This window comes from Chitinibacter fontanus, from assembly GCF_013423785.1.
Taxonomy (GTDB): domain Bacteria; phylum Pseudomonadota; class Gammaproteobacteria; order Burkholderiales; family Chitinibacteraceae; genus Chitinibacter; species Chitinibacter fontanus.
Map to the genome: position 1 here is coordinate 1,742,164 of NZ_CP058952.1, position 18,894 is coordinate 1,761,057.

The 18,894-nt window shown below is 52.8% G+C and carries 21 protein-coding genes; 17 read left to right on the forward strand and 4 right to left on the reverse strand.

The genetic code is table 11. The features are described 5' to 3' along the window. The first annotated feature begins 54 nt into the window (after positions 1-54). The gene (locus tag HZU75_RS08020; RefSeq protein ID WP_180308601.1) at positions 55-549 is read left to right on the forward strand and encodes a biotin/lipoyl-containing protein; all 495 of its coding nucleotides are present in this window, start codon (positions 55-57) and stop codon (positions 547-549) included. A gap of 96 nt (positions 550-645) precedes the next feature. Here the strand turns inward: HZU75_RS08020 and HZU75_RS08025 are convergent, their stop codons facing one another. Then, entirely contained in the window at positions 646-1,503 is an 858-nt protein-coding gene (locus tag HZU75_RS08025) for a helix-turn-helix transcriptional regulator (RefSeq protein WP_180308602.1), read from the reverse strand. 106 nt (positions 1,504-1,609) lie between these two features. Here HZU75_RS08025 and HZU75_RS08030 point away from each other — a divergent pair, with 106 nt between their 5' ends. From HZU75_RS08030 to HZU75_RS08070, 9 genes are all read left to right on the forward strand, one after another. Further along, the gene (locus HZU75_RS08030) at positions 1,610-2,572 is read left to right on the forward strand and encodes a phosphotransferase (RefSeq protein WP_180308603.1); all 963 of its coding nucleotides are present in this window, start codon (positions 1,610-1,612) and stop codon (positions 2,570-2,572) included. After that, entirely contained in the window at positions 2,565-2,873 is a 309-nt protein-coding gene (locus HZU75_RS08035; protein WP_180308604.1) for a PQ-loop domain-containing transporter, read from the forward strand. Before HZU75_RS08030 ends, HZU75_RS08035 begins: the two co-directional genes overlap by 8 nt. A 7-nt stretch (positions 2,874-2,880) precedes the next feature. After that, positions 2,881-3,906, forward strand: coding sequence for an ABC transporter ATP-binding protein (locus tag HZU75_RS08040; RefSeq protein ID WP_180308605.1), 1,026 nt, complete (start codon positions 2,881-2,883; stop codon positions 3,904-3,906). Further along, positions 3,903-4,688 (forward strand): ABC transporter permease, encoded by a 786-nt coding sequence (locus HZU75_RS08045; RefSeq protein ID WP_180308606.1) that lies wholly within the window; start codon positions 3,903-3,905, stop codon positions 4,686-4,688. Before HZU75_RS08040 ends, HZU75_RS08045 begins: the two co-directional genes overlap by 4 nt. An 11-nt stretch (positions 4,689-4,699) precedes the next feature. After that, positions 4,700-5,473 carry a class I SAM-dependent methyltransferase gene (locus tag HZU75_RS08050; RefSeq protein WP_180308607.1) on the forward strand — a complete coding sequence of 258 codons (774 nt, stop codon included), beginning with the start codon at positions 4,700-4,702 and terminating at the stop codon, positions 5,471-5,473. A gap of 12 nt (positions 5,474-5,485) precedes the next feature. Next, a complete protein-coding gene (locus tag HZU75_RS08055; protein ID WP_180308608.1) occupies positions 5,486-5,836 on the forward strand; it encodes a hypothetical protein in 351 nt (116 codons plus the stop codon). 3 nt (positions 5,837-5,839) lie between these two features. After that, positions 5,840-6,430, forward strand: coding sequence for a P-loop nucleotide/nucleoside kinase family protein (locus HZU75_RS08060; RefSeq protein ID WP_180308609.1), 591 nt, complete (start codon positions 5,840-5,842; stop codon positions 6,428-6,430). 4 nt (positions 6,431-6,434) lie between these two features. Next, complete coding sequence (locus HZU75_RS08065; RefSeq protein ID WP_180308610.1) at positions 6,435-6,896, forward strand: GNAT family N-acetyltransferase; 462 nt, start codon at positions 6,435-6,437, stop codon at positions 6,894-6,896. A 98-nt stretch (positions 6,897-6,994) separates the two neighbouring features. Beyond that, positions 6,995-7,777, forward strand: coding sequence for an ABC-2 family transporter protein (locus HZU75_RS08070; protein WP_180308611.1), 783 nt, complete (start codon positions 6,995-6,997; stop codon positions 7,775-7,777). Positions 7,778-7,832: 55 nt separating this feature from the next. Here HZU75_RS08070 and HZU75_RS08075 read toward each other — a convergent pair whose 3' ends face one another. Beyond that, entirely contained in the window at positions 7,833-8,714 is an 882-nt protein-coding gene (locus HZU75_RS08075) for a LysR family transcriptional regulator (protein WP_180308612.1), read from the reverse strand. 122 nt (positions 8,715-8,836) lie between these two features. Here HZU75_RS08075 and HZU75_RS08080 point away from each other — a divergent pair, with 122 nt between their 5' ends. The 5 genes from HZU75_RS08080 (at position 8,837) to HZU75_RS08100 (ending at position 14,278) form a co-directional block, all read left to right on the forward strand. Then, positions 8,837-9,481, forward strand: coding sequence for an NAD(P)-dependent oxidoreductase (locus HZU75_RS08080; RefSeq protein WP_180308613.1), 645 nt, complete (start codon positions 8,837-8,839; stop codon positions 9,479-9,481). 179 nt (positions 9,482-9,660) lie between these two features. After that, positions 9,661-10,083, forward strand: a complete 423-nt coding sequence (locus HZU75_RS08085; RefSeq protein WP_180308614.1) for a hypothetical protein — start codon at positions 9,661-9,663, stop codon at positions 10,081-10,083. Position 10,084: 1 nt separating this feature from the next. Then, positions 10,085-12,937, forward strand: coding sequence for a DUF4132 domain-containing protein (locus HZU75_RS08090; RefSeq protein ID WP_180308615.1), 2,853 nt, complete (start codon positions 10,085-10,087; stop codon positions 12,935-12,937). A gap of 88 nt (positions 12,938-13,025) precedes the next feature. Next, complete coding sequence (locus tag HZU75_RS08095) at positions 13,026-13,712, forward strand: hypothetical protein (RefSeq protein ID WP_180308616.1); 687 nt, start codon at positions 13,026-13,028, stop codon at positions 13,710-13,712. Then, entirely contained in the window at positions 13,676-14,278 is a 603-nt protein-coding gene (locus HZU75_RS08100; RefSeq protein WP_180308617.1) for a hypothetical protein, read from the forward strand. The genes HZU75_RS08095 and HZU75_RS08100 overlap by 37 nt, the downstream gene beginning before the upstream one ends. Here HZU75_RS08100 and HZU75_RS08105 read toward each other — a convergent pair. Further along, entirely contained in the window at positions 14,275-15,162 is an 888-nt protein-coding gene (locus HZU75_RS08105; RefSeq protein ID WP_180308618.1) for a fructosamine kinase family protein, read from the reverse strand. The genes HZU75_RS08100 and HZU75_RS08105 overlap by 4 nt on opposite strands. Before the next feature lie 285 nt (positions 15,163-15,447). Here HZU75_RS08105 and HZU75_RS08110 point away from each other — a divergent pair, with 285 nt between their 5' ends. Together HZU75_RS08110 and HZU75_RS08115 are read left to right on the forward strand one after the other, a co-directional pair. Further along, positions 15,448-15,795, forward strand: a complete 348-nt coding sequence (locus tag HZU75_RS08110) for a hypothetical protein (RefSeq protein WP_180308619.1) — start codon at positions 15,448-15,450, stop codon at positions 15,793-15,795. A 121-nt stretch (positions 15,796-15,916) separates the two neighbouring features. Beyond that, the gene (locus HZU75_RS08115; RefSeq protein WP_180308620.1) at positions 15,917-17,335 is read left to right on the forward strand and encodes a hypothetical protein; all 1,419 of its coding nucleotides are present in this window, start codon (positions 15,917-15,919) and stop codon (positions 17,333-17,335) included. 815 nt (positions 17,336-18,150) lie between these two features. On the opposite strand, the gene HZU75_RS08120 is transcribed toward HZU75_RS08115, so the two are convergent. Then, a complete protein-coding gene (locus tag HZU75_RS08120) occupies positions 18,151-18,876 on the reverse strand; it encodes an MgtC/SapB family protein (RefSeq protein ID WP_180308621.1) in 726 nt (241 codons plus the stop codon). Positions 18,877-18,894: the final 18 nt, after the last annotated feature.

The window sequence follows — 18,894 nt, forward strand, 5'->3', positions numbered from 1 at the left end:
CAACATATCTTATTGGCGAATATCAATGCTTGGATACTATTTGGATCGTAAATAATGACAATTAGCTATACCACGCACCTGATCTGCGCCCCTGAGTTGCCCGAAGCCGCCGAGGTGGCCGTGTTTCACGTGAAACCGGGGCAGGCAGTGCACGCCGACAGTTTGCTGATCACCCTGCTCGCCGCCGATCAAGAATGGCCCGTTTATGCACCCGACGAAGGCCAAGTCACCAGTTTGATGGTTGAGCATGGCGATTTTGTGAACAGCAATGATTTATTGTTGTTGATGGAAATCGCCGAGAAGCCCACTGCGGATTGGTTATTGGCTGCCGAGGTTGATTCGGCGCCCGAGCCACTGGCTGTAACCATCAGCGCCCCCGCTAACCCAAGCCCATTGTTAGCAGTCAGCCCCGCTGCGGCTACGCTTGCCGCCAAACTCGGGCTGGATTTAAGTCGTTTGAGTGGCTCTGCCATCATTGATGAGGACACTGTGCTCGACTTTGCACGCCAAGAGTTAATTACCTTAGCGAAAATCCGGCAATTGCTGTAGCCCTGCGGCGGGGGCGAGATTCTAGCGCAAATCAGCGCTCTTGCGGGGTATTGCTTTGAGTGTTTTATTTTCTATGGTTTGAGGGTAAATACCCAGCTAATTTCTAACTTGGCTGGGCGGTAAACCAAAGTGCTGGCGAAAGCGGCGTGAAAAACTGGCCACTTCCTGATAACCCACTTGGCTGGCGACTTGGCCGACTGGAACGCCCGCCATTAACAGCGTGCGGGCATGTTGCATGCGCAGCGCAACCACATGCTGGCCCGGTGCCATGCCTAAATGGGTTAGACACAAGCGATGTAAATGCGCCGGTGTAATTTGCAATTGTTGGGCCAATTGCTCAACCGGCCATTCGCGTTCGGGCGCCTTGGCCACCTCGCTAAATAAGGCGTGCAATTGTTGTGGCCAACCTAAGCGGGTATCTGCCGTGCCGACGGCGCGCTCTAATTGCAGGCTCAACATTTCTAATGCGGGCATAACTAGGGTATAGCTCTGCCCTTCATTATGGCGAAGCGCTTCGCGCTGATACAGGGATAGGGCATCGTGTATTTCCCAGCCAGCATCGCTATCACGGACATAGCAATGCGGTTGGATCAGGTGCGCCCAGCGCACATCGTTGTACAAGAGGAGCCAAGCCATTAACAAGGGCGCTTTACCGGTGCGGCGAAAGCCACGCTGACCTCGGGCCGGCTGAACGCCCATTTGTCCTGCTTTGAATGGCCAGGTTTGCTCACCTTCGAAAAACTCCCCGGTGCCATTTAGACAAAACAGCAGGACATGGAAATTGGCATCAATGCGCTCAATTTCACTTTTGCCCCGCGCCTCGGAAACGCCGCACATGAAAATGCCTTTCTCACGCATGGGAGGGTGTGAAGCTTTATGAAATACATGGGCGCCGACTAAACGATTCCAGCCCTTGTCATCACAATCAAATCGTTCGTAGTAGATCAGCGCCATGATGAATTAATGTGATTTTTGGACAAATAAAGCGACATCTTCGGACATTCCAAATGGGGAAGCAAGCTGATTAAATGAAGGCATGAGTTCAGATTATGGTAAGCCTATGTCAGTTGATGTCTCGGTCTATGCGCATGCGGCGCTAAGCTGTTACCAAGCGCATTACGCACAAAAAGCCCAATTGGTTCAAGAAATTGCTGGCTTTTATGGGCATGCAGTCATCCTGACTGGCGCTGCCGGTGATGTGGTGATCAAGTTTGGCTGGCAGCCGGGGCGTAGCGCGCATGAAATTGCGGGGCTTACGCGCTTGCAAGCGCATACCAAGCTGGCGATGCCGCAAGTGCTATTGCAACAGCAAATTGTCGTGGCAGGCAAAGCGCTTGAGCTGCTGATGCTCAAGCGCTTGCCCGGCATTGCCCCGTGGGATGTAGCCAAACCGTGGCGTCATCCTCTGCAAACTGCGCAGCAAGTGGTCGACGTACTGCTTGGCTGGCACGCGGTAACTGATCCGCGCGGTTTCGAGTTGCCCGATGGGCGGTTTGCCACTGATTTTCTTACTGCGTTTGAGGCCTGGACGCTGCCGCTGCATCAGTATGTGCAAAGCGAAGCGTCTCCTTTTACCCTGCCACAAAAACGGGCTTTTGCCCTGCTCTGGCAAGAACGTACGCGCTTGCTAGCACCCTTGGCGGGGATGTCATCGAGCTTGGTGCATGACGACCCGCACGCAGGTAATTTCCTGTTTGACGCGCACAGCGGCGAGCTGCTCGCCGCACTCGACCCGTGCGATGTGGCTTTTCGCCATCGCGAGCAAGATATTTTCCATTTGGCGGATGTCGCCCCTGAATTAAATTTGCTCGAAACCTATTTGCAGCACTACGCGGCCCCCGAAGGCTTTGCCGCGCGCCGCTGGTTTTTTTCGCTGTGGGACGATGCCAAGCATAGCCGGAATCTGGCTTGGTACGACGAGGCATGGTTTAACGCAAAGTTTGCCAATTTAGTAAGTGCAGACAAATGTTTCGCTGAATTTGGCGGCATTATTGCCTGCTCGCAAGGGGATGACTGTGCTTGATTCCTTGCTCATTCACACCGCCAATATCATGCAGATGTGTGTGCCGCTGATGTCGCTGACCGGCTACGTGCCGCAATGGCGGAAATTGATTCAAACACGTTCTGCCGTGGATATTTCTTTGCGTACTTGGCTAGTTTGGACGCTTTCATCGGTATTTGCGTTGTTTTATGCAGTGATTCAGTGGGAAATCAATCATCAAGGTTGGCCTTTATTGATTTCATCCAGCGCGACATTGCTCTGCGTGCTAACGACCGTCGCACTCGTGGTGCGCTATCGCAGTGTCGCCCAAAAAAATAAGTGAGTTATGCATGTTAATTCAAGCCGAAAACTTAAGCCGTATTTATAAAACTCCACGCGCTGCGAAAAGCTGGCGTGAGCGCTTTACCCAGCTTGTGCAAGCTCAGTACAACGAAAACAAGTCGGTAAGTGACGTCAATTTTGCGATCGCCCGTGGTGAATGTGTTGCCTTGGTCGGCCCGAATGGCGCGGGCAAATCGACCACCATCAAAATGCTCACCGGCATACTGGCGCCCTCCAGTGGTCGCGTTACCGTGGCGGGCTTTGACCCGATGCGACAACGCCAGCAATACGTCAAGCGGATTGGCGTGGTTTTCGGCCAGCGTTCGCAATTGTGGCAAGACCTACCGGTACGCGATTCGTTTTCTATTTTGCAGGCGCTATTTGACGTGCCTGATGCGGTGTACCAGCAGCAGCTCAAATTGTTTCGTGCCGACGGTGGCATGGATGAATTCTGGGATCGCCCGGCTCGTACGCTTAGCCTTGGACAGCGCATGCTATGTGAAATTGCGGCTGCATTTGTACATGCGCCTGAAGTAGTTTTTCTGGATGAACCTACTATTGGCCTTGATCTGGAAATGAAATCACGCATGCGCGCGCTGATTCGCAAGCTCAATCAGGAAGCCGGAACGACGGTGCTGATTACCTCACACGATGTCGGTGATATCGAGCGACTTACCCGCCGTTTGCTGCTGATCGACCATGGAACGCTGCGTTTTGACGGTAGTTTAAGCGATTTTCGCGCCCATGCAGGCGATGGGCGCTGGTGGGCCGCGCGCATTGATGCCAGCCAAGTGGCTGCCGCGAATGAAGTGCTCTCGGCTCATCCCGCTGCCTTGCCGGTACGTAGCAATGGCGACTGGCTAGAAATCGCGCGTCAGGATGAAGCCCTGCCCTTCGCTGATTTGGTCAAGACGCTTGCACCATTTACCGTGCATGAAATTAAGCCGGTGGAGCAAAGCTTTGAAGACCTGCTGCACGGCTTTTATGTCGGCAAAAACCTGCGCGCCGATGCAGCGGAGGATGTCACGGTATGAAGCATCGATTGAAAGCGAGCGCGGCTTTAGCATGGGGTAATGCCCGCATTGTTGCTACAGATAAGCGTGGCAGAGCCATACTCACCCTGGGTTATCTGCTGGGCATGTGGTTGCTGTATTACCTGTGGCAGGCCTTGTACGCGGGTGATGCTAGCCGCGCAGGGATGAATTTTCCCAGCGCGTTGCTGCACGTCACCACCGCACAAACACTATTTGCCGTACTGCAAGCCTTTGGCGACTGGCGCTTGGCGCGCGAAATTCGCTCGGGCGAAGTGGCAACTGCCTTGACGCAACCTGTTTCGCTACCCCTGCGGCATGCTGCATTGTCGCTAGGCCGCGTGTTGGCGCAAGCGGCCTATTTTCTGCCTGCCTTTGGCGTTTTTTTGCTATGGGCGGGTTTGCGCTTGAGCCCTAGCTCATGGCTGCTGGCACTTGCATCAATTGCCTTGTCCTTTGTTTTGCTGTTTTGCATCGACTTTGTGGTGGGCTTGGCGGGCTTTATTGCCACCGATTTATGGGGTATTACCGCCAGCAAAGACGTTGTGGTGCAGTTCTTAGGGGGAGCGCTGATCCCCTTGGCTTTTCTGCCTGCTGGCCTGCAAACCATCTTGCATTGGCTACCGTTTGCACATTTTTTTAATACCCCAGTGGCTTACCTCACCGGGCAAAGCAGTGAACTAAGCCCATTGATGATTCAAGCCGTATGGGCCGTCGTATTTGTACTGGCTGCACAAGCCGCCAGCCGCATAATCCAGCGCAAGCTGGTGATTTTTGGTGCTTAAAAGGTATCGCAATGAACATTGATTTTGGCAAAACCGCACAAGATTATCGCCAGCATCGAGTAGGCTTTCCCGAAGCATTTTTTGCGCGCGCCGCCGCCGTTGGGCTTGGCCTGCCGAGCCAGCGGATACTGGATATTGGCACCGGAACGGGGACTTTGGCGCGGGGTTTTGCCTTGCGTGGGGCTCAGGTCAATGGTGTTGACCCAGCTGCCGCAATGCTGGAGCAGGCGCGCTTGCTCGATCAACAGGTTGGTGTGGTGGTGTCGTATCAAACGGGTCGGGCTGAAGCGCTGCCTTTTGCGGATGAAAGTTGCGATGCGGTCAGTGCGGGGCAATGTTGGCATTGGTTCGATCGCAGCAAGGCCGCGCAAGAGGCGTATCGGGTATTGCGTCGTGGTGGGCTGATGGCAATTGCCCATTTTGACTGGTTGCCCTTGCCGGGCAATGTGGTGGCGGCGACCGAAGCGTTGATTTTGCAGCACAACCCGCGCTGGCAAGGTGCCGGTGGTACGGGCGTGCATGTGACGCACTTTGCCGACTTATCGGACTTATCGCAGGCTGGCTTTGTCGGTCTTGAGTCGTTTGCGTTTGATTCACCTGTGGTTTACAGCCACGAAGCATGGCGGGGGCGAATTCGAGCCAGTGCAGGCGTGGCCGCGAGCCTCAGCCCTGATGCTGTGGCGCAATTTGACCATGAGCTGGCCGCTATTTTGACGCGAGAATTCAGCGCCGATCCACTTCACATTCCGCACCGTGTATTCATGGTGTATGCCCGCAAATATTAAGAGGACTTTGTTATGAATAATCCATTTATTGGTGTATGGGAATTGCTGTCGGGTGAATGTGGTGAGCCGGGGCAGGCGGTCGAAGTTTACGATATGAGCGCCCTGCGAGCTCGCAAAGTGATTACAGAACAGCATTTTATGTTCCTCACGCTGAAAAATGGTGGGTTTTATGCCTCTGCCAGCGGGCCTTATACGCGTGATGAACAGCACTACCGTGAGCATCCAGAGTTGGCTTCCTATGCGCCTATGGTGGGGCAGACCTACGAATTTGAATACCAAATCGTCGGAGATATATGGCACAACCGCCGTTTTGAGGGGGGGCGACAAGTTGAATATGAAATTTGGCAGCGGATTGGGGATTAAGGCATGGCTGATTTAGTCGTAATTTTTGGCCCGGGGGCGGTCGGCAAGGCCAGCGTCGGGCAGGCTTTGGCAGAAAAAACGGGTTATCGCCTGTTTCATAACCATTTAACGACCGATCCCGTAGCCCAGCTCTTGGGTTGGGATCATCCGCAGTTTCAAGAGCTGACTTGGGATTTGCGCCTGCGTCTGTTTCGCGCGGCGCTGGCCGAACCGCTGCACCCTGGCGTGATTTTCACTTTTGTCTGGGCGTTTAATGTGGCGGAAGATGGTGAGCGGATAGCCGAGTTGCGAGAATTATTTCTCTCGCACGGGCGCCGAGTCCGCTTCGTTGAGTTGAGCGCCGATTTATCCACGCGGCTTGCGCGCGAAGGTACGCCGCAACGCTTGCAAATGAAACCTGCCAAACGTGATGTTGAGTGGGCACGTAGCTATTTGGAATATGCTGCAAGCAATTACCAAGATCAAAGTTTGGGCCAATTTCCATGGCCCAATGACTGGCTATTGATTGACACTGAGCAGCACCAGCCCGATCAAGCGGCTGAACGCATTATTGCGCAATGGCCCTCACTATTTAACCTTGCTATGGCTGAGTAATTCAATGAGCGCGCCTGATTTAACTTTCAGCTCCGACTTATCCACCTTGGACTGGCCGCGCATTACGGAGTGGTTGGCGGGCAGCTATTGGTCGCCGGGGATTAGCCAGTTTTATGTTGAGCAAGCGGCTCGTGCCTCAACGGTGGTCATCGGCGCGTTTATTGATGGTGTGCAGGTCGGCTATGCGCGGGTGATGAGCGACACGGTTCGTTTTGCCTATTTGGCTGATGTGTATGTTGATGAAGCGTATCGAGCTAGGGGTATATCCAAGCACATGATTGCTAGATTGCTCTCTGAGCCAATACTAAAGCATGTATCTCGTTGTTTTTTGCAAACGGGTGATGCGCATGGCTTGTATGAGCAATTTGGATTTCAGGTGCACCCTGCCCCAGAACGCGTCATGGTGCGGGAAAATCCAAATGGGTTCGATTTTACGAAAACGCCAAACGAGCCTAGCGCGAGATGATTTATACCGACTTGCCCACCACTTATACAGCACAGGCCCACACTAGGCTCACAGCTTGTTAATGACTTGCCCACAAACTTATCCACAGGAAGGGTAGTATGACTTTTGCCACCGCCTACCTGCGTATGGCGCGCGCCGATGCAGTTGCAAAATTGGAAAATCGCGCCGATTTTGGCCTGATTATGCTCGGCGTGATCTCGACTTCGCTCGCCAGCATGCTCACCGTGTACTTTATGTTGGGTGCATCGGGGGCGGTGCTGGGCTGGACGCGTGGGGAATTAATTTTTATGCAGGGCTTTGTATTTACTATTTTTGCCCCGCAAAGTAGTTGTTTTAACGCGATGTATTGGGTTGAGGTATGGCTTAAAAATGGTAATTTCACTCGTTTTTACACCCGCCCCGGTCATCCGCTCTTGTTGCTGATGCTGGAAAAATTCCACCCGCAGGGTTTTATTTGTTTGTTTACCGGCTTGGCTTATTGTGTGTTTGGGTTGTGGAATACACCGTATTTAAGCGATTGGCTGTTCTGGCTAAAATTCACGATTATGTTGCCATTGGCGGCGATTGTGTTGCTATCTGTTAATATGATGGCGGTTTCTAGCTGTTTCTGGTTTGGTGAATCATTTGCCATGCAGGTGACTGTCGGCAAGCTCACCGATATGTCGCGCTATCCGCTTGAGCTATTTCCCAAGCTGGCACGCTATGCCTTTATGGCTTTGCCCTTGGCTGGCATTGTTTGGTGGCCTAGTCTGGCGTTGCTGCGTAACGCCAACTTCTGGAGCACGCTCGCATTAATGAGCCTGATCGCTGCTAGTGCCTTGTATACACTGCACTGGCAATGGAAGCTTGGGATGCGGCACTGGGCTGGCGCGGGTGGTTAAGCCTTGTGGATAAAATCTGTGGATAAGCTGTGAGCGATCTAACGGTGGGTGCTTATTACAGCGCTAATTGTGCTTTTAAGGCATCGATGGCATAGCGCACCTTGGCGGGTTGAGCCTCACGGCGGGGCGTAACAGCGTAAATCGCAATACTGGGTAAGCGCCATTCCGGCAATACCACCATCAGTCGGCCTTCATTGATCGCCGTGCGCACTTCCGGCTCGGGCTGGATTGCCAAGCCCATGCCTGCCAACACAAATTCGCGGGCGGAGACAATATTATTGCTGATCACACGTGGTGTAATCGGCGGTTTTGCGACCTCGCCGTTGGGGTGAAAAAAAGCATAATCACTGCGCCCGGCTTCGATGGCTATCCAATCTAGCTCGCTCAATTGCTTGGGATGATTAATTGCAGCTTGGCGCGCCAAATATTGTGGTGCGGCGACCAGTACATTGGGCCAGTCGGTCAAATGGCGTGCAATGAGGCTGGAGTCTTTCAGCTCGCCCGCCCGTAGCGCCAGATCAATACGGTTACTCACCAGATCGATCATTTCATCGTGAAAAAACAGTCGCAACGACAGCTTGGGGTGTAATTTCAGCAATGGCGCTAGCGCCTGACTAATCAAGGGGCCGGCAAATCCTGTCGGTGCTGACAGCCGCAACTCACCCACTGGCGCATCGCGTAGCTCGGTAATACGCTGCTCGGCCAATTGCGCCGCCGCCAGCATGTCGGCGCACCCCTGATAAAACACTGCTCCAGCCTCGGTGAGTGTCAACTTGCGCGTGGTACGGTGCAGCAAAGTCACATTATGCTGTGCTTCGAGCTTACTCAAATGCTGGCTCACCGCCGATGGCGTCATCCCCAGCGCCTTCGCCGCGGCATTCATCGAGCCCAGTTCCACCACCCGCGCAAAAATGGCCATCCGCCGCAAAGCATCCATTACACACCTATTGTTAAGTTTTACTAACTAATGAATGCCATTTTTGGCGGATTATCAGCTAGAAAGCAAGCGATTATGATGAAGTCACTTTCAAATCATTCATTACTGCAAAGGAATACATCATGAAAATCGCTCTGATCGGTGCAACAGGTTTTGTCGGCTCTGCCATCTTGCAAGAACTCGCTAACCGCGGCCACCACGTGACCGCGCTGGTAACGAACGTCGCCAAAGTGCCCGCGCTGGCCAATGTGACTGCGCGTGCCAGCAATGCCTACGACGCCGCCGATATCGCCGCTGCGGTAGCGGGCCACGATGCGGTGATATCGGCCTTTAACCCCGGCTGGGGCAAGCCCGATATTCAGGCGCTGTTTTTACAAGGCCACAACGCCATTGTTGCGGGCGTGAAGCAAGCTGGTGTTGCTGATTTTCTGGAAGTCGGCGGTGCGGGTAGCTTGTTTATCGCTCCGGGATTGCAGTTGATCGACACGCCTGAATTTCCTGCTGAGTGGAAAGAAGGCGCATTGGGCGCACGCGAAGCACTCAACCTGCTGCGCAGCGAAACTAGCCTGAAATGGCGTTTTGTCTCTCCCCCTGTATTCCTTGCTCCGGGTGAGCGTAGCGGCCAATACCGCTTAGGCGGCGATGATGTTCTGTTTGCTGGCGAGCAACCTGCCGGTATTTCGGTCGCCGATTTGGCGGTGGCCATTGTTGATGAAATTGAAATGCCAAAACACATTCAACAGCGTTTTACTGTGGCCAGCGTATAAACGCAATTGACGGTATAACGGGGGCTTGCCCCCGTTTTTTTATGCGTAAATTGGTTTGAGTGCGAGTGTGATTTGGCTCACCAAGTGCCGCGAGCAGTCAGTCTGCAAAGGCTGACTTTTGTCTGACTAAAATTTGACAATGCTATACTGGTCGGCTTGAAAATGTGGGCTCACCTTGCATGTCAAATCTGCAAATTGAATTCCAATCTACGCTTGCCAGCCAAGCGAGCAGCAATATCGAAATTCCCTGGCTCGAAGACCAAATTAGCGCGCGCGAATTAATCACCCGCACCGTGCTTGAGCAATGTAGGCTGCTCGCCGCGCAGCGTGAGCACGCGGATGTGTTGTCCCAAATCGCACGGCAATATCTTCGTGAAACCGATATTGCGCGTATGCAGCAGGATGGCCGCATTGCTTTGCCGGTTGCAAGTAGCGAGCCTGACTCAACGAGCGCGGTGAATTTGGCCCTAGACGCCTTTCGCCGCCGCCGTTTTTTATTGCTGGTCGGTGATCAGCAGATTCTCGATGAAACCACAATCATTCCATTGTCGCCCTATAGCGCGATTCGTTTTGTCCGTTTAATCCCGTTAAAAGGTGGTTAAGATGCCGCAGCCTACCTATCCATACTTGCGCCAACACTGGCCGCAAGTCGCACAAATTACTGCCGCGGTACTTGATGTTGACGCGCAGTATGCCCAATTTCGTTCGGCTCACCCTGAGCTAAATGCCGAATTTCGCCTGTGGGCTGATCTGCACCACGAGCTGGCTTATGGCGATGAAACTTGGCAGGTAGAGCGCGTGCGCGCTTGGTGGCAAGCCTTGGATACCGAGCTGGGTGCCGATGGTACGTTTCGCTGGTTGTGCTCGGTGATGCAGGGTTATAGCACTTTACGTGCGGATCACCCGGCCTATGCCAATGCCAGCGGGCCCACGCACGATTTCGACGAAACCCGCTTTGATCGGCTGGCTTTATTGCTGGAAATGCAGCAGCGCTATGCGTTTAGAGTCTTGGCAAGCCCGGACGAATTTGGCTATAGCCCACCAGCGAGCTGGGTTGCCCATGTGCTGGCTTGTCAGTTGGTCGATTTGTCCTACGGTCAGGTCGATTATTACCATCGGGCCGCATTGCCGGAAGGCGAGTACGGTAAAGCGCTCTGCGAGCAATATCTGGCCGGACAGCTGTGTTTTGATGACGATGGTTTATGGCAGCCGCACACCCAAGGTCTGTGCTTGCCTGTACCGATGGATGAAAAGCAAGAATATTTGAAACGTCGGCTGCTGGTAATGGCGGTGTGCGAAGAATGGATTAATGCGGCTCAGTTGGTGGCGTTTTGTCAGCGCTGGCCTGCGTTTGCCCCGTACGAGTTATTAAGCTGGCAGCGAGAGCAGTGGCCTGCGGCGATGTTGCCGCTGCGCGAAGCACTGTTTGAATTGTTGCTTGCCGAGCCGTTACAGCGCAAATTGATCTGGCATTTTGACGATTACCAGCCTGTAGCTTCAACCAGGGTTGCTGGATATCGCTGCTATTTGCAGATTTTACGCCATTGTGATGCGCAATTGCTCGATGTGTCGCTGGGTAAGGATGAAATCGCCGCCTTATTGCAGCCGTATCAATCGGCGGGTTTGCTGTGCCCTGCCATGCCCCGCGACACAGACGAAATTGCAGCGGCTGTGGCGCAGTTAGCGCGCTATCCGGAGTTGGTATTGCACGCTTTGCTGGAGATGGCCAGTTGGAGTGGTTTTGGCGCACAAAATGTATTGCTGCCTGCGCTAGGTAAAGCGCATTTAATTGATTTGGCTCGCCAGTGTCGGCAATTAGGGCTTGATCAGGCCGCAGAAGAGCCTCGCGGTGATCTGGCGGCGCTGCGACAAGCTTTGCAGGCCTTGCCAGATGAGGATTGGGAATTACTTAGCGCCAATCTGCTCTCGGTGGATCTGGCTAAGTTGATTGGTGCGCTATGTGATAAAAACCGCAAAGTCATTGAGAAATCTGCCATCAATAAACACGCGCATATCGCGATTCAGGCGCTCGGTGTATTGCCATTACTGGGTGATACCGATTGCTTGCAGCGCTATGTGCTGCTCAAAGAGCTGCATCAGCTCGCGAGCAAGTACGGTACTGAGCGCTGCAGTAATCAGCGCGAATCAGTGCAAATTGGGCTGGCCAATCTGGCAGCTAATGCGGGCTATCATAGCTTGGGCGAATTAGAGTGGGAAATGGAAAGCCAGCAGGGGCAAGCCTTGCAGGCGTTTTTTACGCCGTGCGCGATCGGTGATTATCAAGCGCAAATCCGGCTAGATGGCGACAATTCGGCGATTATTGTCCACAATGCCAAGGGCAAACAGTTGGCCAGCCCACCTGCCGCGATTAAAAAACACCCCGATTGGATCGCGCTAAAAGAGGCGTGGGATACGCTCAAAGAACAGCGCCGCCGTTTTCGCTCTGTACTGGATGAGCATCTGGTACAGCAAACCCGCTTTTCAGCCGAGCAGCTCGAAACCGCGCGTTTACACCCAGTGCTATACGATTTAATCAGCAAGCTGGTTTGGGTGGACGACGCTGGCCAGTGTGGCCTGTATCAGTTGGGCCAATTATCCGGCTTAAACGACTTTTATGACATTGTGGGTGGTCTGCGTTTGGCGCATCCACTTGAATGGCTGCAAGCGGGTACCTTAGCGGCCTGGCAGCAACATGCGGTGGCATTGCAATTGGTGCAACCGATCCAGCAGATTTTCCGCGCGCTGTATGTGCCAACCCCAGCGGAAATCGAGGCCGGTACGGTGTCGCAGCGCTATGCATCCCGCTGGATTCGTACCCATATTGCCGCGGGTATTTTCCGCCAACGTGGCTGGCGACCTACCGGTTACAACGAAGATGCCGAACATCTGCGCAAGCTGGGTCAGGGCTATAGCGCGCATATCGATTTTGACTTTCAGTACCATTACTTTACCGAAATGCCCGAGCTAGAAACGCGCGAGGTGGTGTTCAAGCTGCACGGTGAGATTGTGCCCATCACCAGTGTGCCACCGGTGCTATTTAGCGAAGCGATGCGTGATTTGGATTTGCTGCTGGCGCGGGCGATTGTCAATGACACCCATGAATTTACCTCTGCTGAAACAGTGCAAGCGCGGCATGCACTGCTACAAGCATTGGCACCTGCTTTGGGTGGCGAGCGATTACGGCTCGATGAGCGATATGTGCATGTGCAGGGCAAACTGGCCAATTACCGCATCAATCTGGCCAGCGCGCATATCCATATCGAGCCCGGTGCATATCTATGCGTGATCCCAGATTGGTCGCAAGCACTGAACAAAATCCGTCTGCCGTTTGAGGAAAGCGACGCCCGCAGCGCCGAGATTATTAGCAAAATCATGCTGCTGCTCGATGATGAACACATCACAGACCAAAGCATTGTGCAGCAAATCAAGCGGCAGATTAGCGCTCAACCCGCATAATCAGAGCAAGGTATAGATACCTTTATTGGTATTGCGTTGTGAGCTTTACTGCAAAATGGCTTGATAGATATACCCATGGTTTTAGTCGATGAAAGACAAAATGAAGAATTGCCAACTGGTATTCTGCTCGCTTCTGATCACGGCCGTGGCCAGTGCTCAGGACGCTCCACTTGTGTTGCGTTGTGAGCATCCGAATGGGCGAGATACCCAGCAAATCAAACAAGCGCCGAGCGGACAGGTGCAGCGCATTGCGCCGCATAAGCTGCAATTGCGTTGGGCTGGCGGGGTAAAAACGTGGCAGGACAAGCCGCCCTACGATGATCCGCTGGATGATGGCGAAGTTTTTCTTTACTGCGGCACGCATCAGCCTAGCGGTTTGCATCTGATCGCCAGCAGCGGGGGCGGTTTGTACAGCGGTGTGTTGTTTGATGCGCAAACTGGCAAGACTCTATCGGCAGGGCAGCAAGTGACTTTATCGCCTGATACAAGCCGCTATTTTGCCAGCGAGCAGCCCTCGGGTTTGGATGGCGAGCAATGGCATGTTTATAGCCGCAGCGGACAAAAATTATGGAGTGGCTATTCGTTTCTAAGCAACGCTCAAGGCCAGATGATCGCCACTTTGGAAGCGCCGCGCTGGGTGAGTAATAAAGTGCTGACGGCGCAGCTTTCCTGCATATCCCCTGCTGCACAGAGCAAAACGCAGCAAATCTTTTTGCAAGAACAAGGAAAAAGCTGGACATGGCAACCCAAAATTCAATGCCCTATTCCGCGCTAATCAGCCGATTATTTGGCGCGGTATTACTCATTGCCAGTAGTTTGGTATTAGCGGAAGACGTGAACAGTGCCGTAGTGGCCGATGATGAAACGCCTGCCTATATGATCACCCAGCAAGATGTGCCAAGCGATGCGCCGCTGTTTAAAAATTATGCGGTCTCGCCGATATATCACGGCCGCATCGCGCGGCCAGATGTGAAAAGCACTGAACGCGCAAGGCGATTTCGCACCATGATACGGATACGCGTGGCTGAGACGGGGGTTAATTTCGCCGGACACTATGCACTGATTGTTGCGGGATGCGGTACGGCGTGCGTGGAATATTTCTTCGTAGATGTGCGCACTGGGCGGGTTTACCACCCACCGCAGTTGCAGTGGCTGGATATGATAGGCGTGGATTCTGACACGTTTCCCAATCAGGAAGCGGTTGAGTTTTACCCTGATAGCCGCTTGCTGGTGGTGCGCGGCATGCCGAATGAAGATAAGGCGCTACGCGGTATTTCCTACTTTGTATGGGATGCGCCCAAGCTGAAACGCATTCGATTTGTGCCCAAAGCGATGGATTAATCCAGTCCGCGCAACAGGCTAGCGATCATCTGCCGCGCCTGCCCCTCGTAGCCACTGCCGAATAAATTCACGTGGTTGATGATGTGATACAAGTTATACAACGTTTTACGTTGCGCGTAGCCTGCATCAATCGGCCACAAGGCGTGATAGGCGGCCAGAAAGCGTGGGCCGAAGCCGCCGAATAGTTCGGTCATCGCTAAGTCGCATTCGCGATCGCCAAAATAGCAGGCAGGGTCAAAAATCACCGGTATCCCATCCGCCAGCCCCGCCGCATTGCCGCCCCACAAATCACCATGCAGCAAGCTCGGCTGCGGCGTGTAGTCGCGGAAAAACTCCGGGATTTTGTCGAGTAGCTTCGTGCCCGCCGCGCCAAAATCGCAGCCGTTCTGCCGCGCCAGTTCGAACTGCGGCAACAAGCGTTCCTCGCGCCAGAAATCGATCCAGCTTTCATGCCAGCGATTACTCTGCGGCGTGCTGCCAATGGTGTTATCAATCTCCCAGCCAAAGCGCGGCGCGCCCGCCGGTGAAATTCGATGTACGCGCGCCAAAGCAGCACCCATTGCCGCAGGGTCGGGCGAGCCCGACAGCGGCAAATATTCCAACACCAGCCACGCCGTCGTGCCGCTCACCCCATGCGCAATCGGCTGCGGTACGCGCATCCCCTGCCCCAACGCCACCAGCCCCGCCGCCTCGGCGACAAACATGCCATGCAGCGCCGCGCGATTGGTCTTCACAAAATACTGCCGCCTTGGGTCGGTGGCGTCGCTAAGCACCAATGCCTGATTAATACAGCCACCACCCACGCTGCGCTGTTGCTTCACGTGAAACAGCGCGCCAGTGGCGGCGGAGATGGCGGATTCAAGATCGGAAATCAAATGAGGCATGGTGGCCGTCGCCAGCAAGATGGGGATGCGTTGATTGTAGAGCGCGGATGTTTGGCTTGTTTTGCGCCAAGCTAAAGATTGTCTGCTGATTGCATTGAAAGCAAATCATTGATCCGGCTTAAGAAAAACATGAAACTGCCGTAAATTTTACTGACAGACGGTAGTTGGATCGGTACGATAACAGCACGGTATCAGGGCAAAAATACGTCGGAGGGTATAGAGCGGTGGTCGATTTTAGATGTGGCCTTTAGCGATATACCCTTTAAACCAAGTCTGGATCGCAAAATGAGAAAAATCCTATTTCTGATTGCACTACTGGCGATGGCCAGCAGCCACGCTGGCGTAGTCGAGCAAACCACCCGCGAGGCTGGGCGTGGTTTTGCCAATGGCATCAATGAAGGCACGGCCAAGGCATTTGAAAAACTGCTCGATGATAACGACAAACGAATGAAACAAAACGCTGCGGATGCCAAGCGCAAGCAGCGTTTGGCGAATATTAGTGGCTGCGCGACCAATGCGAAGCGTACTTCATGCAAGTGCTTTGATAAGCAGGGATCGATTGAGACGATTCTGGATGAGAAGCAGTGTATGGAAGTGGTGAATCGCGGGTTGGCGGCAGTGAATGACTTTTGATAATTGTGCGGATAATCATTATCTATATATGCAGCTCGCCTAAAGCTTTGAGTCATGCGTCTTATTAATACCTAATGTATTTTTATATCCTATAACCCATTATTTTTCAGGCTTGAATTTAATGTATATTAATAAAGTAATTAGTTATGGTGATGCTTGGAATCAACTTATTGCCCGTTCAGTAGTATATGAATCACTTGTAAGTGCGATTGAGACATTAACAATTGAAAAAATACGACAAACTGAGATTCAAGGTTTCTTAAAAAATAATGGGAAATTGGAATTGCAGCAGAAGATGCAGCTTTGTTTCACCAAGGCCTTGGAGGTTTCAGAGTGGGAGGATTGTAGTAATCTTAATCTCAGCAAAAATTCACACTGGTCTTATAGACATAAACTTGGTTACATACTAAACCGCATTTCGGCATCGCTATATTTTAGGCGAGAAAGCCTGAATCGTTGGTTGTTCACTGCTACCCCGCTGGCATATCGAGAAGGCGTGATTGATATCCCTATCGCCTTAATGCCACTCAAAGAATGCAGTGATGCACTATTCGGTCAAAGTAATGGGTTTCCAAGTGAATTTGAGCGCAATGCCAAGGATTTAAAAGCGATAGCTCCCTTATCTCATGGCGCTCCTTTTCTAATTTTAGGGGTGAGTCTCGAAGCGAGTAATATCGAATTATGTGAGTTACCGTCTGAAAAATCACGGGCAGATCAGCGCATCGTCATTAATAGAGCAATCGAGTTCCCACCTGAGTATCACCAAGCAGGATTAGGGATACTTAGCTATTTTGGCACGATTCTTCGCGAAAAATATCCTAACGAAAATGCAAAGGTTCGGATTGAGCAGGATGGTGATACTGTACGAATGATTGTTGAATCAGAGACTGGGAATAGGGATATTATTGAAAGGGCACTCTATGACTATGAACTAATCGTTCGGGGTGAAGCATCTCCAGAGATACTCCTTGATACAAAGCTGCAAATTCTCGAGTTAAAAGCAGAATTGCGAATAGCGCAAGCTCGAATTGAGAATAAAAATGAAATTTTGCAACATAAAAATCAGGAAATTGAGACGCTGAAACAGCTAATTGGACATGCATTCACACAGAAAAGTGCGCCAATAATTCACGTTACAGCATCGCCAGTTATTACTCTTTCGAATCATAGTGAGCAATCAAATCAGACCGCTGTTATTACGCGAGAGCTTGAGGATATTTCTGAGAGCATCCAATACCTTGCGTCGCTTACGCAAACTGAACCTGAGCTCGAATTACGACTCCGTGATCTTGAAGATGCAACTCAAGAACTGTTAAGCAGAAGTGATGATAAAAACGAAATTAAGAATTCTTCTGGTCTGAGAAAAATTCGTGATGTGATCACAGAGGCTAATGAAACAGGGAGTGCACTCGCAAATTTGTTCGAAAAAGCATCTGATGGATTAGTTTGCCTACAAGGGATTGCGCGGAAATACAATTCCATCGCATCTTGGTGTGGAGCGCCGACAGTACCTGAAGTTTTCTTAGGTAAATCTAACTAATTGATAGCTCAAGGCACGAGTCGTGTTGCGAAATTGGACGCACTTATCAATCTACCCATTTTGCATGGCTCTACCATTTTTCTTTGCCAGAATTTGTGATTTGGCTGTGATTGGCGGCTGTGCGCCGCGGCACTTACTTCTCTTGCTTCGCCAAGAGAAGTAAGCAAGAGAAGGCGACCCGGGCGAAAAGCGCTCCGCGCTGCCCTTGCCGCCTCGTGAGCCAAACGATACGTCCGTTTGTCTCCCTCCTTGCTGCGGTTTTCGCTACACGGGAATTCAAGCTCCACACCGACCATCGCGATATATACCTGCCTTGGTGTTGCCCTGAAATTGTTTTCTGTACTGGCTTATGTAGATATACCCTCTTGCCAATTAGAACGAATTCCCCGTGGAGACGCGCCGTTCGGGAGGTGGTTGGCGGGGTTTTAAAACGCGGCTGTTTGAGCGTTGCGACGGTAGCGCAACGCGAGTTTGCCGCGTTGCCTTGCCAATTGCCGGACGGACGGGGTTTCGCGTCGATCGGGGCTCTTTTGGGGGGTAGGGGGCTTTGGAGAAGCAAAGCCCCCTACCCGTCTGCGCGGCGGAACGCGCTTTCAAATCTCGCGGCGTAGCCGCATAAAACCGGATTTGTTCGTTTGGAGAGAAAAACGGCCGGTTCACCGCCTGCGCCAGCAGGCCAATACCACGATGCATAATGAGCGCCATTGCCCGTGCGGTGGTATATGTATTTAGCTTGCTGGGGTAATGGCTTATGGCCATATACCCCGTCATCCGCTATAACCGGCCATGGTTTGCTTAGCGGCTTGCCTGCGCCATTATTCCATTGTGCTGACGCTCCAGAATGCCTGTTTCACTTGCGGTTCTAGCCGCAAGGTTTCGACCAGTTGATCTAGCTCCACGCTATCGAGTGAGGTGGGTAGCAGTACGGCTTCGATTTCGATTTCGTCGCCGTCAAATGGGGCGATGTCGATGTCGTGTAGCGGTATTTTGGCGGCGGCGCAGGCGAGTTTGATTTGCGCCAGCAGCTCGCGGCGTAGTTCTCGTGGGCCAATGATGTGTACGGTGTAGCTGGCCTCCACTTCGGTGTCGAGTGGTTGGCGGTTGATGCGGTTGACCATCGGGCGCAGCAGTGTGTTGGCGGCCAGCACAAAGGCGGTGGCGAGGATGGCTTCGATGATCATATCGGCGCCCGCGGCGCAGCCAATGGCGGCCGAGCCCCATAGCGTGGCGGCGGTGTTGATGCCGCGTACATTGCCTTCTTCGCGCATGATCGCGCCCGCACCCAGAAAGCCGACGCCGGAGACGACGTAGGCAATCACTTGCATCGGGCTGGGCGAGCCGCCGTGTAGTTGGTGATAGCGCATGGCAATGTCGACAAAGATCGCCGCACCCACGCACACCAGCACATTGGTGCGCAGTCCCGCCGTACGTTGGCGTACTTGGCGTTCTAGGCCGACGATGCCGCCCAGTATAAATGCGGCGCTAAGGCTAACTAGCGTATCGCAGATCGATACCCAGCTAATGTTGATGATGCTTTGCATAAGGCTACTCTCGCAGAA